The organism is Streptomyces oryzae (genome assembly GCF_017676365.1).
In the GTDB taxonomy this organism is placed as follows: domain Bacteria; phylum Actinomycetota; class Actinomycetes; order Streptomycetales; family Streptomycetaceae; genus Streptomyces; species Streptomyces oryzae.
Window position 1 is genome coordinate 1 of the sequence record NZ_JADKMA010000025.1, and the last position, 18,236, is coordinate 18,236.

General features: G+C 71.2%; 15 protein-coding genes and 1 pseudogene. 11 read left to right on the forward strand and 5 right to left on the reverse strand.

What is annotated here, in order from left to right; translation table 11 throughout:
• A pseudogene (locus tag ITI46_RS34640) lies at window positions 1-120 on the forward strand (ABC transporter); the annotation flags it as partial.
• Window positions 117-908: an ABC transporter permease gene (locus ITI46_RS07480; protein ID WP_209238631.1), complete on the forward strand. Its 792-nt coding sequence runs from the start codon at window positions 117-119 to the stop codon at window positions 906-908. The pseudogene ITI46_RS34640 and the gene ITI46_RS07480, both read left to right, overlap by 4 nt.
• On the opposite strand, the gene ITI46_RS07485 is transcribed toward ITI46_RS07480, so the two are convergent.
• Window positions 889-4,005: an ATP-binding protein gene (locus tag ITI46_RS07485; protein WP_209238632.1), complete on the reverse strand. Its 3,117-nt coding sequence runs from the start codon at window positions 4,003-4,005 to the stop codon at window positions 889-891. The two genes, ITI46_RS07480 and ITI46_RS07485, sit on opposite strands and share 20 nt — an antisense overlap.
• A gap of 71 nt (window positions 4,006-4,076) precedes the next feature.
• Between ITI46_RS07485 and ITI46_RS07490 the strand changes: the two genes are divergently transcribed.
• Window positions 4,077-4,325: a hypothetical protein gene (locus ITI46_RS07490; protein ID WP_209238633.1), complete on the forward strand. Its 249-nt coding sequence runs from the start codon at window positions 4,077-4,079 to the stop codon at window positions 4,323-4,325.
• Window positions 4,326-4,373: 48 nt separating this feature from the next.
• Here the strand turns inward: ITI46_RS07490 and ITI46_RS07495 are convergent, their stop codons facing one another.
• Window positions 4,374-5,015 (reverse strand): TetR/AcrR family transcriptional regulator, encoded by a 642-nt coding sequence (locus tag ITI46_RS07495; RefSeq protein WP_209238634.1) that lies wholly within the window; start codon window positions 5,013-5,015, stop codon window positions 4,374-4,376.
• Window positions 5,016-5,128: 113 nt separating this feature from the next.
• Here ITI46_RS07495 and ITI46_RS07500 point away from each other — a divergent pair, with 113 nt between their 5' ends.
• Window positions 5,129-5,866, forward strand: coding sequence for an SDR family oxidoreductase (locus tag ITI46_RS07500; RefSeq protein WP_247745624.1), 738 nt, complete (start codon window positions 5,129-5,131; stop codon window positions 5,864-5,866).
• A 36-nt stretch (window positions 5,867-5,902) separates the two neighbouring features.
• On the opposite strand, the gene ITI46_RS07505 is transcribed toward ITI46_RS07500, so the two are convergent.
• Both ITI46_RS07505 and ITI46_RS07510 read right to left on the reverse strand, forming a co-directional pair.
• Window positions 5,903-7,456 carry a phytoene desaturase family protein gene (locus ITI46_RS07505; protein ID WP_209238636.1) on the reverse strand — a complete coding sequence of 518 codons (1,554 nt, stop codon included), beginning with the start codon at window positions 7,454-7,456 and terminating at the stop codon, window positions 5,903-5,905.
• 130 nt (window positions 7,457-7,586) lie between these two features.
• Window positions 7,587-8,033 (reverse strand): TIGR03618 family F420-dependent PPOX class oxidoreductase, encoded by a 447-nt coding sequence (locus tag ITI46_RS07510; RefSeq protein ID WP_209238637.1) that lies wholly within the window; start codon window positions 8,031-8,033, stop codon window positions 7,587-7,589.
• Window positions 8,034-8,264: 231 nt separating this feature from the next.
• Here ITI46_RS07510 and ITI46_RS07515 point away from each other — a divergent pair, with 231 nt between their 5' ends.
• Both ITI46_RS07515 and ITI46_RS07520 read left to right on the forward strand, forming a co-directional pair.
• Complete coding sequence (locus tag ITI46_RS07515) at window positions 8,265-9,299, forward strand: zinc-dependent alcohol dehydrogenase (RefSeq protein WP_209238638.1); 1,035 nt, start codon at window positions 8,265-8,267, stop codon at window positions 9,297-9,299.
• A gap of 140 nt (window positions 9,300-9,439) precedes the next feature.
• Window positions 9,440-11,158 carry a hypothetical protein gene (locus tag ITI46_RS07520; RefSeq protein ID WP_209238639.1) on the forward strand — a complete coding sequence of 573 codons (1,719 nt, stop codon included), beginning with the start codon at window positions 9,440-9,442 and terminating at the stop codon, window positions 11,156-11,158.
• A gap of 49 nt (window positions 11,159-11,207) precedes the next feature.
• Here ITI46_RS07520 and ITI46_RS07525 read toward each other — a convergent pair whose 3' ends face one another.
• Window positions 11,208-11,957 carry a dienelactone hydrolase family protein gene (locus tag ITI46_RS07525; RefSeq protein WP_209238640.1) on the reverse strand — a complete coding sequence of 250 codons (750 nt, stop codon included), beginning with the start codon at window positions 11,955-11,957 and terminating at the stop codon, window positions 11,208-11,210.
• Window positions 11,958-12,065: 108 nt separating this feature from the next.
• On the opposite strand from ITI46_RS07525, the gene ITI46_RS07530 reads away from it, so the two are divergent.
• From ITI46_RS07530 to ITI46_RS07550, 5 genes are all read left to right on the forward strand, one after another.
• Window positions 12,066-12,548: a MarR family winged helix-turn-helix transcriptional regulator gene (locus ITI46_RS07530; protein WP_209238641.1), complete on the forward strand. Its 483-nt coding sequence runs from the start codon at window positions 12,066-12,068 to the stop codon at window positions 12,546-12,548.
• Window positions 12,549-12,839: 291 nt separating this feature from the next.
• On the forward strand, window positions 12,840-15,257 hold the full coding sequence (locus ITI46_RS07535) for a SpoIIE family protein phosphatase (RefSeq protein ID WP_209238642.1): 2,418 nt from the start codon (window positions 12,840-12,842) through the stop codon (window positions 15,255-15,257).
• A 582-nt stretch (window positions 15,258-15,839) separates the two neighbouring features.
• Window positions 15,840-16,664: an isocitrate lyase/PEP mutase family protein gene (locus tag ITI46_RS07540; protein WP_209238643.1), complete on the forward strand. Its 825-nt coding sequence runs from the start codon at window positions 15,840-15,842 to the stop codon at window positions 16,662-16,664.
• Between the two features lie 162 nt (window positions 16,665-16,826).
• Complete coding sequence (locus ITI46_RS07545; protein WP_209238644.1) at window positions 16,827-17,645, forward strand: maleate cis-trans isomerase family protein; 819 nt, start codon at window positions 16,827-16,829, stop codon at window positions 17,643-17,645.
• A 79-nt stretch (window positions 17,646-17,724) separates the two neighbouring features.
• The gene (locus tag ITI46_RS07550; protein ID WP_209238645.1) at window positions 17,725-18,234 is read left to right on the forward strand and encodes a DinB family protein; all 510 of its coding nucleotides are present in this window, start codon (window positions 17,725-17,727) and stop codon (window positions 18,232-18,234) included.
• Window positions 18,235-18,236 lie beyond the last annotated feature (2 nt).

Sequence of the window (18,236 nt, forward strand, 5' to 3'; positions counted from 1 at the left end):
GACTCGGCCGGTATCGAGGCGGACGAGCTGACCGTGCACACCCCCGACCTCGACGACGTGTTCTTCGCCCTGACCAGCGGCACCAACCTCCCCCACCAGCCCAAGGAGACCGTCCGATGAGCGCCCTGTCCCTCGCCGTCCGCGACTCGTCCACGATGCTGCGCCGCAACCTGCTGCACGCGCGGCGCTACCCCTCCCTCACCCTCAACGTCCTGCTCACCCCGATCGTCCTGCTGTTGCTCTTTGTCTACGTCTTCGGCGACGTGATGAGCGCGGGCATGCGTGGCGGCGGCGCCGATCGCTCCGCGTACATCGCCTATCTCGTGCCGGGGATTCTGCTGATGACCATCGGCGCCATCCCGGCAGGGACCGCGATCTCCGTTTGTATGGACATGACCGAGGGGATCATGGCCCGCTTCCGCACGATGGCGATCCATCGTGAGGCCGTGCTCATCGGGCACGTCGTCGGCAGCGTGCTGCAAGCGCTCGTCAGCGTGGTCCTCGTCGGCGCCGTCGGCGTGGCCGTCGGCTTCAGGGCCACCGGCGCCACGGTTGTGGAGTGGCTGGCGGCATTCGGGCTGCTCGCGCTGGTCGCCGTGGCGTTCACCTCGATGGCCGTCGGGATGGGCCTGGCCAGTCCGAACGCCGAGGCCGCCAGCAACAATGCGATGCCCCTGATCGTGCTGCCGTTCATTTCGAGCGCCTTCGTGCCGGTCGACGCGATGCCGGGCTGGTTCCAGCCGATCGCCGAGTACCAGCCCTTCACCCCGGCCATCGAGACCCTGCGCGGGCTGCTGCTCGGCACCGGGATCGGCAACAGCGGGTGGATCGCGATCGTCTGGTGCCTGGGGCTGACCGGGCTCGGCTACTCCTGGTCGAAGTCGCTGTTCAACCGCGACCCGCAGTGAGTGCGCGGGCCGCATCCCGCAGCTCATCCGGGTCCAGGGCGGCGTACTCCGACACCGCGTCGGCGTACGCCGTCCGGTCGGCGACCTCGGCCGCCTGCCGGGCGCGGGCCGCCGACATGGTCGGCTGGAACTCGCGCAGCACCCGCAGCCGTTCGGCCAGCGCGATCATCCGTACGGCAGCGCTGTCCCCGGCCGTCAGCCCCGCCATGCCGAGCGCGTGCAGCACCGTCCCCCGCACGGGGAGCTCCAGGGACGTACAGAGCGGATCGGAGAGCAGTGCCCGCAGCCGGCCGACCGCGTCGGCGACGAGTCCGGGCCGGCCGGCGTACGCGTGCGCCGTCACCGCCGCCGCCTGGATCTGCAGCGCCCACGGGTCGAGCCACGGGTCGCCGGTGTGCGGCGCGGCCGTCACGGGCAGCCGTGCCATGGCGCGGCGCCACAGATCGAGGCCGGTCTCCGTCAGCCCGCGGGCGAGCGCGATCTCGGCGCGCACGCCGAGGTCAGGGCTGTAGAAGGCGTCCATCCACGCGGCGCCGTCGCGCTCCGCCTGGCGCAGCCAGTGCTCGGCCTCGTCGGGGTCCCCGCGCTGCAGGCAGGCGAGGGCCAGCCCTTGGCGGATCCCGATGTAGTCGCTCTCGTCGCCGAGCCGGGGCAGCGCCTCACGCGCTGCCTCGAGGTACCCGTACGCGGCCTCGCCCAGACCTGTCTTGAGGCACAGCTCGCTCAGCCGGGAGTAGCCCAAGACCTGCAGGACCGGGTTGTCGATCGGCGCCAGTGCGGCGACCATCCGGCGAGCGGCGGCGAGTGCGCCGTCGATGTCGTGCTCGTGCTCCCACACATAGGTGGCGAAGCCCTCGGCGACGGCGGCGACCAGCGGCTGCTCGCTGTCGCAGAGCTCCCGCAGCACGGCATAGCCGGGCGGCAGCATCTCGGGGCCCGCGCTCAGCACCACTGCGGTCGCGCGCACCAGCGTGTCCGGCGGTGCCGGGGGCAGCCGGCGGAGGGTGACGAGGTGGCGTGCGACGCGTGGGCCGGAGTCCATGAAGAGGCTCACCAGGCACAGCACCGCGGCGGCGCGCGCGACTTCGACGTACGCGGGCTCGGGGCGGTAGTGGGACAGCGGCGACGCGGTGTCGGCGGCGAGCGCGGCGAGGCGGGGGTAGTTGGAGTCGGTGGACCACAGGGCGGCGAGGACGGCGGTGACGGCGGCGGTGGCGGGACCGTCCGTGCGGGCTGTCGCGTACCGCAACGCCGCCACGAGGTTGTCCTGCTCGGCCTTGATCAGCTCCCAGAAGGCCGAAGGGTGCGAGCCGAGGAGTACGTCGTGGTGCGCGACCCCGAAGTCCCGCGCCCAGGCGAGGAACCGGCTGACGGCCTCCTCGTCCTCGCCCGCCTCCGCACGCCGGGCCGCGCTGAACTCCCGTACGGTCTCCAGCATCCGGAACCGCACGCCGGCCGGGGTGTCGGCGACGGTGAGCAGCGACTGACCCGCCAACTGCTCGAGGAGGAACAGCGCGTCCTCGCCGAGGACGTGCTCCGCCGCATCGGCCTGGAAGCCGCCGGGGAAGACGGACAGGGTGCGCAGCGCGGCGCGGGCGTCGTCCGCGAGCAGGTTCCAGCTCCACTCCACGACCGCGTGCAGTGTGCGATGGCGCTCAGGAACGCCGCGCACCCCGCCGCGCAGCAGCGCGAACCGGTCGCCGAGGCGGCGGGCGATCTCCGGCACCGAAAGCACCCGCACCCGCGCCGCGGCCAGCTCGACGGCGAGCGGCAGCCCGTCGAGCTGGCGGCACAGCCCGGCCACCGCGTCCGGCGGCAGCTGCACGCCGGGCCGGGCGGCACGGGCCCGCTGGGTGAACAGCTCGACGGAGGTGGCAAGGCCCAGCTCCGGCAGCGCGTACACCGCCTCCGACGTCAGGCCGAGCGGGGCCCGGCTGGTCGCCAGCACCCGCAGCTCCTGCGCGGACGAGACCAGGGCCTGCACCAGGTCGGCGGCGCCCCGGACGACCTGCTCGCAGTTGTCCAGCACCAGCAGCGCGGGTCCCGAGCCGAGCACTCCGAGGATGCCGGGCACCGGGTCGGCCGGGAGGTGCCCGCCCCTCGCGCCGGGCCGCCCCTCGCCGGCACCGAGCGCGGAGGCCACCTCGGCGGCCACGTCCTCGTCCGCCGTGACGCCGGCGAGCGGTACGGAATACACCACGCGCTGCTCGGCCCGGCGGCTGACGGCGTGCGCGAGCCGGGTCTTGCCGAGGCCGCCGGTGCCGACGACGGTGACGGCGCGGGAGGCGCGCAACAGCTGTTCCACCGCCGCGATGTCCCCTTCCCGGCCCAGAAGCGGGTTCGGCTCGTGCGGCACGCCGTGCCTGACGGTGGGCGACTCGCCGTGCAGCAGCTCCCGCTGTACGGCCTGCAGCCCGGCGCCGGGGTCCGTGCCGAGTTCGTCGCGCAGCTCACGGCGGTAGGTCTCGTACCGCATCAGCGCGGCGGACGGGCCCGCCGTCGCCGCCTCGCTGCGCAGCAGTTCCGCGAGGACTTCCTCGTCGCGAGGATGCTCCGCGGCCGCCACGGCCAGCAGCCCGGCGGCCTCCGCGTGCCGCCCGAGGCGGGCCAGCGCGAGCGCCTGCGTGCGGACCAACCTGGCGCGGACGGGGGCGCGTTCGGCGCGCAACGCGGCCACGGGGTCGCCGGTGTTCCCTGCCCCCTCTGGGGTGCCCTCCCACAGCGCCAGCCCGGCCTCGGCCGCAGCCAGCGCTCCGGCGTGGTCCCCGGCCCTGGCCCGGTCCGCGCCGGCGGTGGCGTGCAGCAGCAGCGCTGAGCTGTCGACCTGGTCCTCGGCGAGCCCGAGCCGGTATCCCGTCGGCGTGCTCACGACGACGTCGGCGTCCAACTGCGCCCGCACCCTGGACACCAGGACCTGCACCGCCTTCCCCGGCCGCTCCGGCAACGCCTCCGGCCACAGCCCCGCCACCAGCCGCTCGGTGCTGCAGCCGGTGCGCAAGTCACCCGCCAGCAGCGCGAGGAGACCGCGGATCCGGGGCGCGGTGATCTCCTGTCCGCGGTAGGCGACGCGGGGCAGCAGGGTGAGAACGGTGGTCACCCGTGCAGGTTAGCCAAGGCTGGAACGCTGGTTCGGCCGTTGCGGAGTGCCGTCGCCGCTGCGTAACGGCTGTGGCTGCTGAGGTGGTTGTCAGCTTCCCGGCCGCGCCGCTGAGCGGCTCGGTTCTCGACCTCGCCGGGATCGATGTGAACCTCGCGGCCAAGCCCCTCTGCCAGGTGGTGGTCAACGTGATGGCCGGCGTCGGCAACGACGACCTCCGGCAGCTGCTCGCCACCGACGCCCCGCTGGTCCGGACCATCCCCTCCAGCGCCGAAGCCCTGAAGGCGGCTCTCGACGGCCTCCTCGCCGATCTGAAGTAGCTCCGCCCCTGGCCGGGCCGTTTCAACTCCCGGCTGCGGAAACAACGCTCAGTGCCGGCCGAGCCGTACGACCCCGTTCAGCATCGGCAGCAGGAGGTTGTCGAGCCGGTCGTGGTCGATGAGGAGCCGGGTGGCGATGTCGTCGCAGGTGGTGAAGCTGGTGGTGGCCGCGACCGTGACGCCGGCGTCGTCCGGGCCGAACGGGCTGCGCAGCCGGTCGGCTTCGGCGAGCCGGGCGACGAACTCGGCCACCTGGCCGACGCGCCACTGCTCCCGGCTGCTGATGACCCGGTGTGCTTCCGGATCGACCGCGGAGAGGCTGACCAGACGCCGGAACAGGTCCGGGTCGGTGTTCCAGAAGCGGCAGGTCTCGGAAACCATGGCGCGGAAGGCGGCAACCGGGTCGTCGAGAGCGGCTGCCGCGTGCATGCCGGCCACCACTCCGGCGCGCTGGGCGAGGTCCTCGGCCACCGCGTCGAGCAGACCGAGTTTCGAGCCGAACTGCCGGTAGATGGTCACGCGGGTGACCTCGGCGTCCGTGGCGACCTGTTCGAGGCTGAGACTGCGGTAGCCGACGGCGATCAGGTGGTGCCGGGCGGCGGTGAGGATGCGCTGCCTCGTGCGCTGCACCCCGAGTGCGCGGAGTCCTTCATCTCTCGCGTGCCCTGCCGGCGGCTCGTCCTGTTCCACGACTTCATGATACAGGTTGTTTCATGTGATACAGCTCGTATCATCAATCGATGGCCGTCTGGCTCGGCCCGGACGACCGCTTCCGAGCTGAACGACGAGGGAGGTGCCCGGAGTTGACCGAAGACCCAGTGGCGCTGGTGACAGGGGCGAACAAGGGGCTGGGAAAGGAGACCGCTCGGCAGCTCGCCGCGCGCGGGTTCACCGTTGTTCTCGGAAGCCGCGACGCCGAGCGGGGCCAGGCCGCCGCCGACGAGCTGGCCGAAGGGGGAGTCCGGCCGCTTCCGGTGCGGCTCGACGTCGCCGACACCGGCAGTGTCCAGGAGGTTGCCGAACGGCTGGAGGGCGCGTACGGGCGGCTGGATGTGCTGGTCAACAACGCGGGAACGGTCGTCGACCGGAGTGCGGAGCGCACCACCGCCATCGAGATGCGGCGCACCTACGAGGTCAATGTCTTCGGTGCGGTCACCATGATCCAGACCATGCTGCCGCTGCTCGGCAGGTCCCGGGCACCGCGCATCGTGAACGTCTCCAGCACCACCGCGTCGATGACATTGACCAGCGGTGGCACCTACTTCGGCGGCGACGCCGGCATGCGGATGGCCTACTCCTCCTCGAAGGCGGCGCTGAACATGCTCACCGTCCAGTACGCGATGGCGTTCCGCGGGAACGACGCCCTGTCACACATCAAGATCAATTCGGCCACGCCGGGCTACACCGCCACCGACATGACCGGACACCGCGGCACCCGCACGGTGGCCGAGGGAGCCCGCATCATCGTGGACCTGGCCACACTGCCCGGCGACGGGCCCACCGGCGGCTTCTTCAACGACAACGGAGCGGTGCCGTGGTAGTTCCAGTGCGGGTGGTTCCGGCCCCGCGCCGGCTCGTCAGCGTCCCAGTACGGCCATGGCCGCGTTGTGGCCCGGGATGCCGCTGACGCCTCCGCCGCGTACGGCGCCCGCGCCGCAGAGCAGGACGTTGGCGTGCCGGGTCTCCGCACCCCAGCGACCGGTGCCGTCCTGAGCGTGCGGGAAGGCGAGCTCGCGGTGGAAGATGTTGCCGCCGGGAAGGCCGAGTTCGCGGTCCAGGTCGAGTGGGGTCTTGGCCTCGATGCACGGTCTGCCGTCGGCGTCGAGGGCCAGACAGTCCGCAAGCGGCTCGGCGAGATGGGCGTCGAGCTGGGCCAGGGTCGAGTCCAGCAACGCGTCCCGCACGGCGTCGTTGTCGCGGGTGAACAGGCGGGCCGGGGTGTGCAGGCCGAAGAGGGTGAGGGTGTGGCAGCCCCGTTCGGCGAGCTCAGGGCCGAGGATGCTGGGGTCCGTGAGCGAGTGGCAGTAGATCTCCGAGGGCGGGGCGGCGGGCAGCCGGCCCGCGTCGGCGTCGGCGTACGCGGCGGCCAACTGGTCGTATCCCTCGGCGATGTGGAAGGTGCCCGCGAACGCCTCTCGCGCATCGACGGCCGGGTCGCGGAGCTTCGGCAGCCGCTTCAGCAGCATGTTGACCTTGAGCTGGGCTCCCTCGGCGGGAGCGGGCGGCTCCTCGTCCAGCAGCGCGGCGAGCTCCCGGGGCGAGGCGTTCACCAGGACGTGGCGGGCGGTTACGGTGCCTTCGGCGTCCGGCGTCCGGTACGTCACCTCGGCGTGCTGCCGCCCGTCGGTCCTGACGCTGGTCACCTGGTGACCGGTGACCAGCTCGGCGCCCGCCGACCGCGCGGCCGCGGCCAGCGCGTCTGTGAGGGCGCCCATACCGCCGACGGGCACGTCCCAGTCGCCGGTGCCGTTGCCGATCACGTGGTAGAGGAGGCACCGGTTCTGTCTGAGGGACGGGTCGTGGGCGTCCGCGAAGGTGCCGATGAGCGCGTCCGTGAGCACCACGCCGCGGACCAGGTCGTCGCTGAAGTACGCCTCGATCGCGTCGCCGACGGGTTCTTCGAACAGCATGCGCCAGGCTGCGGGATCGTCGACGCGGCGGCGCAGCTCCTCCCGGGTGGGCAGCGGCTCCGTCAGGGTCGGGAAGACGCGCTCGGCCACGCGCCGGGTCATCCCGTAGAAGCTCTCCCACGCGGTGTACTCGGCAGTGCCGCCCGTGAGCCGTTCGAACGACTCCCTCGTACGGTCGGGGCCGCCGCCGACGAGCAGCCCCGTCGGGCGGCCGTCGCGGCGGGCCGGGGTGTAGGAGGACACCGTGCGTTTGCGGAGGGTGAAGTTGAGCCCCAGATCCCGGACGATCTTCTGCGGGAGCAGGCTCACGAGGTACGAGTAGCGGGACAGCCGCGCGTCCACCCCGGCGAAGGGGCGCGTGGAGACGGCGGCGCCGCCCGTGGTGCCCAGGCGTTCCAGCACCAGCACGGTGCGGCCCGCTCGGGCGAGATAGGCGGCGGCGACCAGGCCGTTGTGGCCGCCGCCGACGACGACGGCGTCGTATCGCTCGTGCGCGGGCATGCGTCCTTCCTAGCATGCGGGCACCGGCACGCGGCAGATCGTGGCTGTCCCCTCGGACCGTTCAGCCCTTCGGACCCGTGTCGCTCTCCGGGCAGGGAGTGCGGGGCTGACGACCGGCAGCGGGCGGTGGTCAGGGAGCGGGGACGGGGCCGCCCGGCCGGAACCGCTCCACCCCGACGATGTGCCGCACCTTGACCGGACGAACGATCACCGCGACGCGCTGTTCGCCGGGCATCAGCCACTCGAACCGCTCGCTGCCCAGGTACTTCCGGGCCAGCCGGTCCATCCGGTCGTGTGCTTCCTCGCCCTCCACGAAACGGGAGACCTCGCCGCTGATCTGCACCCGGTCGAAGGGGTCGGTGGCGTCCGCGTGCGAGAGATAGACGCGGGGGTCGCGGCGCAGGTTCTCCTCCTTCACCCGGCCCACCGAGGTGTTGAAGGTGAGCTCACCCTCTCCCTCCAAGTCCACCCACATCGGGCTGACCTGCGGCGCTCCATCGGCGAACACGGTACCGACGTACCAGACGTTGGGGGCTCGGAGCCGGGCGCGGACAGTTTCGTCGAAGGTCGCAGTCATCCGGCGAGGCTACCAACCATGATCGTTCGGCGGAGCCGCCTTACCGCTGGGCCCCGGTCATCGACGCGACCGGCGTCATCGCCCCGCGTCTTCACCAGCGATCGTCTCCCTGATGGGATTTCCGGAGGCGATCGTCCGTTTCCGGCGGGCATCGGCCGCCGGACCCGGGACCCGGACCCAGCCCGGCCTCGCCACCACACCAACGTCCCCACAGCCGAACGGAAGGCTCCCATGTCCCAGCAGATCCGCCGCGTACTCGTCCGCTCCCTCGACGACATCACCATCGAGCAGGTGCCGGCCCCCGTCCCCGGAAGCGGCGAGCTCCTGGTCCGTACGGCGGTCGTCGGGGTGTGCGGCTCCGACACCCATGCAGCGGCCGGGCACCACCCGTTCATCGAGCTGCCCTACCGGCCCGGCCATGAAGCGGTCGGCGTCGTGGCCGGGGCGGGGGAGGGGGTCGAGGAGTTCGCCCCCGGCGACCGGGTGATCGTCGAACCCAACCTGTACTGCGGTACGTGTACGCAGTGCCGCTCCGGCCGCTACAACATCTGCCAGGAGCTGAAGGTCTTCGGCTGCCAGACGCCCGGCGCCATGGCGGACCTGTTCACCATCGCCGCCGACCGCGTCCACCGCGTCCCCGACAGCATGAGCGACATCGAGGCGGCACTGGTCGAGCCGCTGGCCACCCCGGTACACGCCGTGGCGAAGGCCGGGGACCTGACCGGCCGCACGGTCGCCGTCCTCGGCGCCGGGCCCATCGGCCTGCTCACCCTCGTCGCCGCCCGGCACGCCGGCGCCGCCCGGATTGCCGTCACCGACCTGCTGGAGGCCAAACGGGACCGGGCACTGCGCCTCGGCGCCACAGCGGCCCTGCCCGCCGACGCCCACGACTTGGCCGGGAAGGTCCACTCGGCACTCGGCGGACCCGCCGACGTCGTCTTCGACTGCGTGGCCCGTGAGCAGTCCATGGCACAGGCCGTGGACCTCGTGGCCAAGGGGGGCCACATCGTCGTCGTGGGCGTAGGAGCCGCCGGGACGACCCCGATCCGGCTGGACCTGGTCCAGGACCGGGAGATCCGCATCGAAGGCACCCTGATGTACACCGCCGAGGACTACCGCACCGCCATCAGGCTCATCTCCTCGGGCGCCGTCGACGCCGGCGAAATCGTCACCGCCACCTACGACTTGGCGGACGCGGGCCAGGCCTTCGCCTCCGCGCTGGACCCGGCACATGCGAAGGTCCTGGTCACGGGGGCCGACGCGTAGCCGGCGACAACTGACAGCGCAACGTCATCCTGGCGCTCTGTGCTAAGGCGCCGGGCAGGGTTTCCCGGAAAGATGGGGACGACGAGGCGGGGGAGGCGCGGGCGCGGGGGCGTCGCCGCAGCTCCGACGGGAGGTGACTGATGGGCGGTTTCCAGGGCTTCGACCCGGCGCGGGTCCGGGAATTGGCAGGCCATCTGGACTCGGTGGCGGGCTCGATGGTGCCGATGCACCGTCAGCTGTCGCAGATTCTGGAGTCCGCAGCGGCCGATATGGCGCCACAGAAGGCGAGTACGAGCCCTGAGCTGCAGCCGCTGGTGGACAACCCGGGGGTGCCGGTGGCCACGGGCGGGATTCCGATCTCGAGTGTGTACGGCATTCCGACGGGCTACCTCCCGGGACCCAGGACGCAGGGCGAGGCACTTGCGGGCGGGCCGCTGCCGGGCTCGGTCGACCCGTTTCTCAGACAGACCGCGGCCGACATCCGGGCCCGCTGCGACCGGCTGGAGCAGGTCCGGAAGGCAGCTCCTGCCTCCGTCACGCTGGACGCGGCTGCCCTGCTGGCCGTCGAACCGGTAGACCTCAACGCCGTACCGAAGCCGAACGCCGGTGAGCAGGCGATCGCCAAGTGGTGGGCCGGACTGACGCCCGCGCAGCGCGAGCAGTATCTGTATCTGAAACCGGAGTCGCTGGAGACGCTCAAAGGGCTGCCCGCGGACGTGCTGCAGCGGGCCACGCAGCTGGCCTACTTCAAGGTGGTGCCCTACAAGACGTCCAGCCAGGAGAGTTCGGGCGGCACCAAGCTCTCACTCGGCATCTTCGAGATCGGCGAGGGCTTCGCCCTCCGCAAGGAGCAGATGAGTGACGGCACCTACCGCGTCACCTTGATCGCCAACGATCAGGCGGGACTCAAGACGGACAAGAAGGGGGTCTCAATCGGTGGCACGGTGAAGTGGGAGGTCGGCGACACCTGGGTGTTCAAGAGCAAGTCGGAAGCCGACCAGCTCCAAAAGGACCTCGACGAGGCGTTCATGCTGCACACGGAGCAGAACAGAAACCTGGCCGGCGCCGTCTGGGCCAAGCTGCGGCTCCCCACGGTGCTGGAACGGATCGGTCAGCCGAAGATCAAGGTCACCACTGCGGGTGTCGAGGTCAATGCATCGATCGGTGCCGGAAATCTGACCCCCGGGATCAAGTTCGGAGGCAACCTCTCCACCATTACCAGCACGATGGACCCCCAGCGGCCCTCGGTGACGCAGAGCAGGGACTTCACCGTGGAACCCTCGCTCGTCAGAGGGAAAATCGTGAAGGCCGAGTTCGGCGCGGTCGTCAACGGCACGATCCAGGTGGTCCGGGACAAGAACAACCCCGACCCCAACACCAACATCACCACGGTCCGGCTCATCCAGACCGTGGAAGGAAAGCTCGGCGGAGCGTTCGGCGGCGAACTCGGCGGCGAGAAGGCAGGCGCCTCCGGCACGTACAAAGAAGGGCGCACCAACACCCACGTGGTCACGGTGAATGTGCCGATCGGTGCGAACCCCGAGGAACAGGCGGCGGCGCGAAAGTGGCTCAACGCGCCGCCCCCTGCCGCTCTGGCCAGCCCTGTCGTGCCCTCCAGGGCTCCCGCTCCCGACGCGGATCTGTTCGCCAGGCTGGCACACAACCGTGGGCAGGTCAGCGCCGTCTCCTACAAGGGCAAGGCATCCGAGCTGAAGCTGGGCGCAAGGTTCACGGTCGAGGGCATCCCCTTCGGCTTCGAGGCCACGGCTGGGGGGAAGAGCGACCGCGTTGTCGACCAGCAATACCTCGGCGCCCCCGACCCCGTCACCGGCAAACGCAACTTCGTACCCCTCAACTGAGCGCCGTTGCTCCGGTTGTTTCGGTTTTGGTTTCCGGGAGCCCGGAGCATCAGCTGTTGCCCAGCGTGCGGCGCAGGAGGGGCAGCAGGCGGTCCCAGTGGTGCTGCGTCGCGGACGGGTTGAAGGCGTCCGTGTCGGACATGGTGAAGCCATGGACGGTGCCGGGGTGGACCTCGCAGGTGTAGTCGGCACCCGCGGCATCCAGGGCCCGGTTGAGTTCGGTCACGGCTTCGGCGGACATGTCGTTCTCGGAGAGACCGAGGTGGATTTCGGCCTTGATCGCGGGGATGAGGCGGTGCGGGCTGTCGGGAGCCTCGGTGACCAGGAAGCCGGGGTGGAATCCGGCGACAGCCGCCACCTGGTCGGGGTGGGCGGCTGCGGTGCGCAGGGCCAAGGCGGGGCCCATGCAGTAGCCGAGCGCGGCAACCGGCCCGGCGGTGACCTCGGGCTGTGTGGTGAGGAACCCGAGGTAGGCGTCGGCGTCGCGCAGGATCCGTTCGGTGGTGAGCGCCTCGATGAAGGGCATCAGCCGGTCGATGACGGAGGGCCGGATCTCTTCTCCGATGTGCGCGGGGAGTTCGGTCACCGGTGCCGGGCCGTGCCGGTAGTAGAGGTTGGGGACGAGCACGTAGTACCCGTGCCCGGCCAGTTCGCGGGCCCTGTTCTCCAGCTCGGGCCGTACGCCGAAGGCGTCCGAGTACAGCAGCACCCCCGGGTGCCGCCCGCCGCCGTCGGGGAAGGCGGCGAAGGCGTCGGCCTGGCCGTCCGTGGTGGGAATCCGCAGTGTCCTGGTGGGCAAGTTCGTCCTTCCTGGGGCTTCACTCGGTCAACGTTCATTGCACTAACGTTCTCGGCGCGAGCGAACGTACATCGTTAGTCTGACTAACGCAATGACAGAGGTGGCGCCATGACCACAGCCGAAGCCGGGGACCAGCCGGACGACGGCGAGCCGAGGACGCCTGGCAGGCTGCGCCGACGGGCGAGTCGTCTGCTGTCGCAGCTGACCGCGCGGTCGGACCGGTTGATCAACGAGGGACTGGCCCGGGTCGACGCCCGCAAGTGGCACTACGCCGTGCTCGCCTCACTGCACGAATACGGGCCGGGCAGCCAGGCGGCGCTGAGCCGCCGCACTGGCATCTACCGCAGCGACATGGTCGGCGTCCTCAACGAACTCGCCGAGCGCGACCTCGTCGAGCGGACGCCGGACCCCGCCGACCAGCGCCGCAACATCGTCACCATCTCCGCGCCGGGCCGCCGGCAACTCCGCCGCCTGGACAGGGTCCTCGACGACCTGCACGACGAACTGCTCGCCCCGCTGAATCCCGCCGAACGCGACCAGCTCGTGCAGCTGCTCACCCGCCTGCTGGACCACCACACCCGGACCCCCTGAACCCCGGCCTCCCCACGGGACCCCGCTCGCCGTCACCCTTTCGGGCCCCGCCAGGGGGCAGGCATCACGCACGGTTACGAAGCGCGATGTGCAAGAGAGGGAGCTGACGCGCGGGGCGGAGCTTTCGGGATCCCGTCCTACGGGAGCCTCGGTGGGCACGGTGGACAGTGCGGCGGGACGCTGGAGGGGGTACTCGGACATGAGTGGCCGCAGCCGCCCCGCCCGGACCGGCCGGGGTGAAGCGGGAGCGCGGTAGCAGACCATGAGCAGCGCGTCATATCTGGAGGCGGAGTGGAGAGACGCGTACCGGGGGACCTGGCGGTCGTCATCGACGCCGCTGGGACGATCACGGCGTGGAGCGCCGGAGCCCGGCAGCTGCTCGGATACGAACCCGCCGAGATCGTGGGCCGGCCGGCCGCCGAGCTGCTCGCCGCGGAACTTCCTGTCTCCGTACAGCGCAGTATGGCCGCTGGAAGGCAGTGCGTGGGCGAGGTGTCGCTATGGCACCGGGGCGAACATCGGGTCGTCGCGCAGCTCCAAGGAACGCCGCTGGTCAACGCGGACGGCAAGGCTCTCTGGATCGTCACCGGTGTGACGGCCACGCCCCTTGCCGCGCCGACCGCCCCGGGAGAGGCGGAGCTGTGGGACTGGGCGCTCGCGCAGCTCCCGCAGCCCGTCGCGATCTACGACCGGGAAGCGCGGTTCGTGGCGGCCAACGAGTTGATGATCCGGGCACTGGGCAAGACCCAGGAGGAGATGAGAGGGCTCACCCTGTGGGAGATCGAGCCCCACCCGCCATTCGACGAGATCGAACGCCTCCACCGGCAGGTCCTGCACACCGGGGAAACGCTCTTCCGCGAGTACGCCGCGCAGGCCCCCGGTGAGACCCGCGCACGTGCCAGGTCGCTGTTCCTCTCCCCGTTGCGGGACGGGAGCGGCGCGGTGCAGGGGGTGTCGGCTTTGGCGATCGACACCACCGAGCAGTACTGGGCCCGCCGCCGCCTGGCGGTGCTCAACGACGCCAGTACGCGTATCGGCAGCACCCTTGACGTGACCCGGACGGCCGAGGAGCTGGCCGAGGTGGCCGTGACCGGGTTCGCGGACTTTGTCACCGTGGACCTGCTGGAGTCCGTCGCACTGGGTGACGAGCCGGAGCCGGTGCCGCTGGATGAGCCGGTCACCGTGCGCCGCACGGCGCAACGGTCCGTGCTGGAGGGCTGCCCGGAATCGGCGGTCGCTTCCGGCGACACGACGTTCTACCCGGTGGGGGCACCGCAGATCCGGGCCCTGGCCGCCGGCCGGGGCACCCGGCGCAAGCCGGAAGATCCGGGGCTGCGGGAGTGGATCAGATCTTCACCGGCCCGCGCCGCGAACGTGGCCAGGTTCATGGTCCACTCGGTGATGATGGTGCCGCTGCGAGCCCGGGGAGTGACCCTGGGTCTGGTGCACTTCGTCCGGCACCGGACGATGGAGTCCTTCAGCGAGGACGATCTGCTGCTCGCGGAGGAGATCGTCGCCAGAGCCGCGGTGAGCGTGGACAACGCCCGCCGTTACACCCGTGAACGCCGCACGGCGCTCGCGCTCCAGCGCAGCCTCCTGCCCGAGCGGTCGCCGAGTCTGCCTGCGACGGAGGTCGCGTACCGCTATCTGCCGACCAGTTCCGGGGCGGACATCGGCGGGGACTGGTTCGATGTGATCCCGCTGTCCGGTGCCCGGGTCGCCCTGGTCGTGGGCGATGTGGTGGGCCACGGCATTCACGCCACGGCCACGATGGGCCGCCTGCGGACCGCCGTACGGACTCTCGCTGATGTCGACCTGGCCCCCGACGAGCTGCTCACCCAGCTGGACGACCTCGTCATCAGGCTCGACCGGGAGGAGGGCCCCGAGGTGCGCAGCCGGGCGGAGGAGGCATCCGGGGAGGTGGGCGCCACCTGCGTGTACGCCGTGTACGACCCGGTCTCCCGCCGCTGCACCATGGCCCGCGCCGGGCATCCGCCGCCCGCACTGGTCGCACCCGACGGCAGCGTACGGTTCGTGGATCTGCCGAGCGGGCCGCCGCTCGGCCTCGGCGGGCTGCCGTTCGAGACCGTCGAGGTGGAGCTGGAGGAGAACAGCGTGCTCGCCCTCTACACCGACGGTCTGGTCACGGCCGCCGACCACGACATCGAGGCCGGGCTCACCCTGCTGCGCCAGGCGTTGAGCAACCCGGCCGACACCCTGGAGGAGACCTGTGACCAGGTGCTGAGCACCGTGCTGACGGGCCGTCCCCCCGACGACATCGTGCTGATGCTGGCTCGGACCTCCGCGTTCGACCCGGGCAAGGTGCGTGCCTGGCCGCTGCCCCAGCACCCTTCGGCCGTGGCTCAGGCCCGCAAGGTGGCGAGCGAGCAGATGGCCGAATGGGGGCTGGCGGAGGCGGTGTTCGCCACCGAGCTGATCGTCAGCGAGTTGGTCACCAACGCCCTCCGGTACGGTGCGGAGCCCATCACGCTGCGGCTGATCCACGACACAAGCCTCATCTGCGAGGTGTCCGACGGCAGCAGCACCGCGCCACATCTGCGCCGGGCCCGGGTCTTCGACGAGGGCGGGCGCGGCCTGCTGCTCGTCGCCCAGGTCTCCGAGCGATGGGGCAGCCGTCAGACTCCCACCGGCAAGATCATCTGGGCCGAACAGCCGCTGCCCGCCGAGACATCGCCCGACGCCCTCTGACAGTCAGCCGTGCTCGAGGTCCCGGCTCAACGTCCGGGCCCTTCCCCGCTTGTGTACGTCATAGAGCCCCGCCGCCGCCCCCGAAGGCGGCCCGGAAGTTCACGGCGCCTTTGGTCACCGTTTGCTGACAGTCGGCGAACCCCGTCCGTGGGGTGCACGGGACCCTTTGCGAGGGCGCCGACTGGGCCGCAAGGGCCGAGCCGGCGGACGCCGCCACGACGACAGCGGCACAGAACAGGCCCTTTCCGAACATCATCCCGACCTCCGAAGCATTCAACGATGCGGGGCCCTTCACGGACCCGGGCCCCTTCACGGGCCCGTGAGAAAGCCTTATGCGCGGCAGCGGCCGATCCTGCGCCACCACGCCGAGAGGTTCCTCCCTACGAGCCCCCGCAATTCGCGTCTGGCACTCGGTCAGCCCTGCACGCAGGAGCGGGAAGGCGGGGGAGGGGTGGGGCGGCCGGAGCAGCGGTGCGGTGAACTGCGCGCTGGGCCGGACGGACCCGCGTCCCCGTCCGCCCACCGGCGTTGAGGTCGCATTCTCGCCAGAGGGCGCCCCTCGGACGGTGCTTGACTGCGCATATGACCGCCACACAGTCCGACAAGGCCCATCTCTTCCGCTCCCTGCACACACCCGGCGAACCTCTCGCGCTCGCCAACGCCTGGGACGTCGCGAGCGCCCGCGTCATCGAGGCCGCGGGTGCCCCCGCGATCGCCACCACCAGCGCCGGCGTCGCCTGGTCGCTGGGATCTCCGGACGGGGATGCCCTCGCGCGTGAACGTGCACTCGACCTGATTTCCCGCATCGCCGCTGCCGTCGCGGTTCCGGTCACCGCCGACATCGAGGGCGGGTACGGACAGGGCGCGGCCGACGTGGCCGAGACCGTCAACGGGGTGCTCGCGGCAGGGGCCGTCGGCGTCAACATCGAGGACGGCACCCGGCCATCGGAAGAGCTCGCGAGGCGGCTGGCGGCTGCTCGGCAGACTGCTGACCGCGCGGGCGTGGACTTCTTCCTCAACGCGCGGATCGACACGTATCTGCGCGCACTCGGCGATCCTGATCCGGACGTTCGGCTTCAGGACACCCTGGACAGGGCGCGTACGTACGTGGACGCGGGCGCTGACGGTGTCTTCGTGCCAGGTGTCACCGACAGCGCCACCATCAAGGCGCTGGCAGGAGACATCGCCGTTCCGCTGAACGTCATGGCCCGCCCTGGTGCTCCGACAGTCGCCGAGCTGGGCGCTCTGGGCGTGGCCCGGGTCAGCCTCGGCTCGGGCGTTGCGCAGGCTGCGTACGCTGCCGCCCGTCGCGCGGCACAGGAGCTCACCACCACCGGCGCCTACGGCTCCCTCACAGGCGGCATCGCCTTCCCGGAACTGAACGCGTTGCTCGCGGAGCCCCGCTGACCCTCGGCCGCGCCCCGACGGGACGCGCGAGCAGCCGAGGCACGTCGATGGTGTCGGCGGCGTGTCCTTCCGCGTCCGCACGCCGTCATGCTCACACTCACTCTCACACTCCCCTCATGCAGGGAATCCACTGTTGGCGGGCCCGCAAAGGAGCGGTACAGGATGTGGCAGAACGACGGCTGGAACGTGCGGGTCAGACTCGGAGTGCTCACCCCGCACGCGGATGTGGGACCGGAATCCGAACTCCGCGCGATGGCTCCCGCCGATGTCGGCATCCACGCCGCCCGGGTGCCGTTCGGCGCGATGCGACCGGGCGGCGAGATGGACAAGACGATCCCCCTCGCGCCGATTCGGGCCTTCGCCGAGCCGCCGTACGTGGACGAGGCCACCGAGCGGCTGGCCGCCGCACCGCTGGCCGCGATCGGTTTCGCCTTCACCAGTTCGGCATACGTCATCGGTGCCTCGGGCGAGGAGGCGATGCTGGAGCGCCTGTACACCCGGGCCGGAGGCATTCCCGTGGTCGCCACCTGCACGGCGATGGTGGACGCGCTGCGCACCGTGGGGGCCTCGCGGCTGTCTTTGGTCGATCCACCGTGGTTCGACGCGGAGTTGAACGCGCTGGGGCGGCGCTACTACGAGACCGCGGGCTTCGCGGTGCCGTTCTCGGTTCCCTGTCCGCTGCCCAGCGGACAAACACTGGTCCGGCCTGACGAGCTGTACGACTGGGTGAGCGCACATGTTCCGGACAGCGCCGACGCGGTGGTGCTGGGCGGCAACGGCTTCCGCGCGGTCGGCGTCGTCGAGCGGCTGGAGGCACGTCTGGGGCGGCCGGTGCTGACGCCGAACCAGGTGCTGCTGTGGGCGATGCTGCGTGCAGCCGGTACGTCCACCGACGATGTCGCCGGATACGGGAGACTGTTCGCCCTGGCCGGGCCCGCACCCTTCCCGGCTTCCTCGCCCGGTCCCGGCGGCCGGGTGTGACGATTGCGGGGGTGCGCGACGCGCGACAGCGGACATGAACGCGGTCTGCTGAGGCCTCCATTCTGCGAAGGGCGACACCATGCCGACCGACAGCCGTGAAGGACCGCCCAAGTTCGGCGGCGAACGCGAGACGCTGCGGGCGTTTCTCGACTACCACAGAGCGACGCTCGCCATGAAGTGTGAGGGGCTCACCGACGAGGAGCTGCGGCAGCGGTCGATGCCGCCCTCGAGTCCTTCGCTGCTGGGTCTGGTGCGGCACCTGGCCGAGGTGGAACGTGCCTGGTTCCGCCGGGTGTTCGACGACAACGCCGCCCCGATGCTCTGGTCCGAACAGGTCGATTTCCAGGCCGCCTACGATGCCCGCACATCGACCGGAGCCGAGGCTTTCGCGGCGTGGGAGGCCGAGGTCGAGTTCTCACGCCGCATCGAGCGGGAGGCCGCGTCCCTCGACCTGGCCGGGTACCAGCCTCGGTGGGGCGAGGCGGTCTCGCTCCGCATGGTGCTGATACACGTACTCCTGGAGTACGCCCGCCACAACGGGCACGCGGATTTTCTGCGCGAGGGCGTCGACGGGGTCGTAGGAGCCTGAAC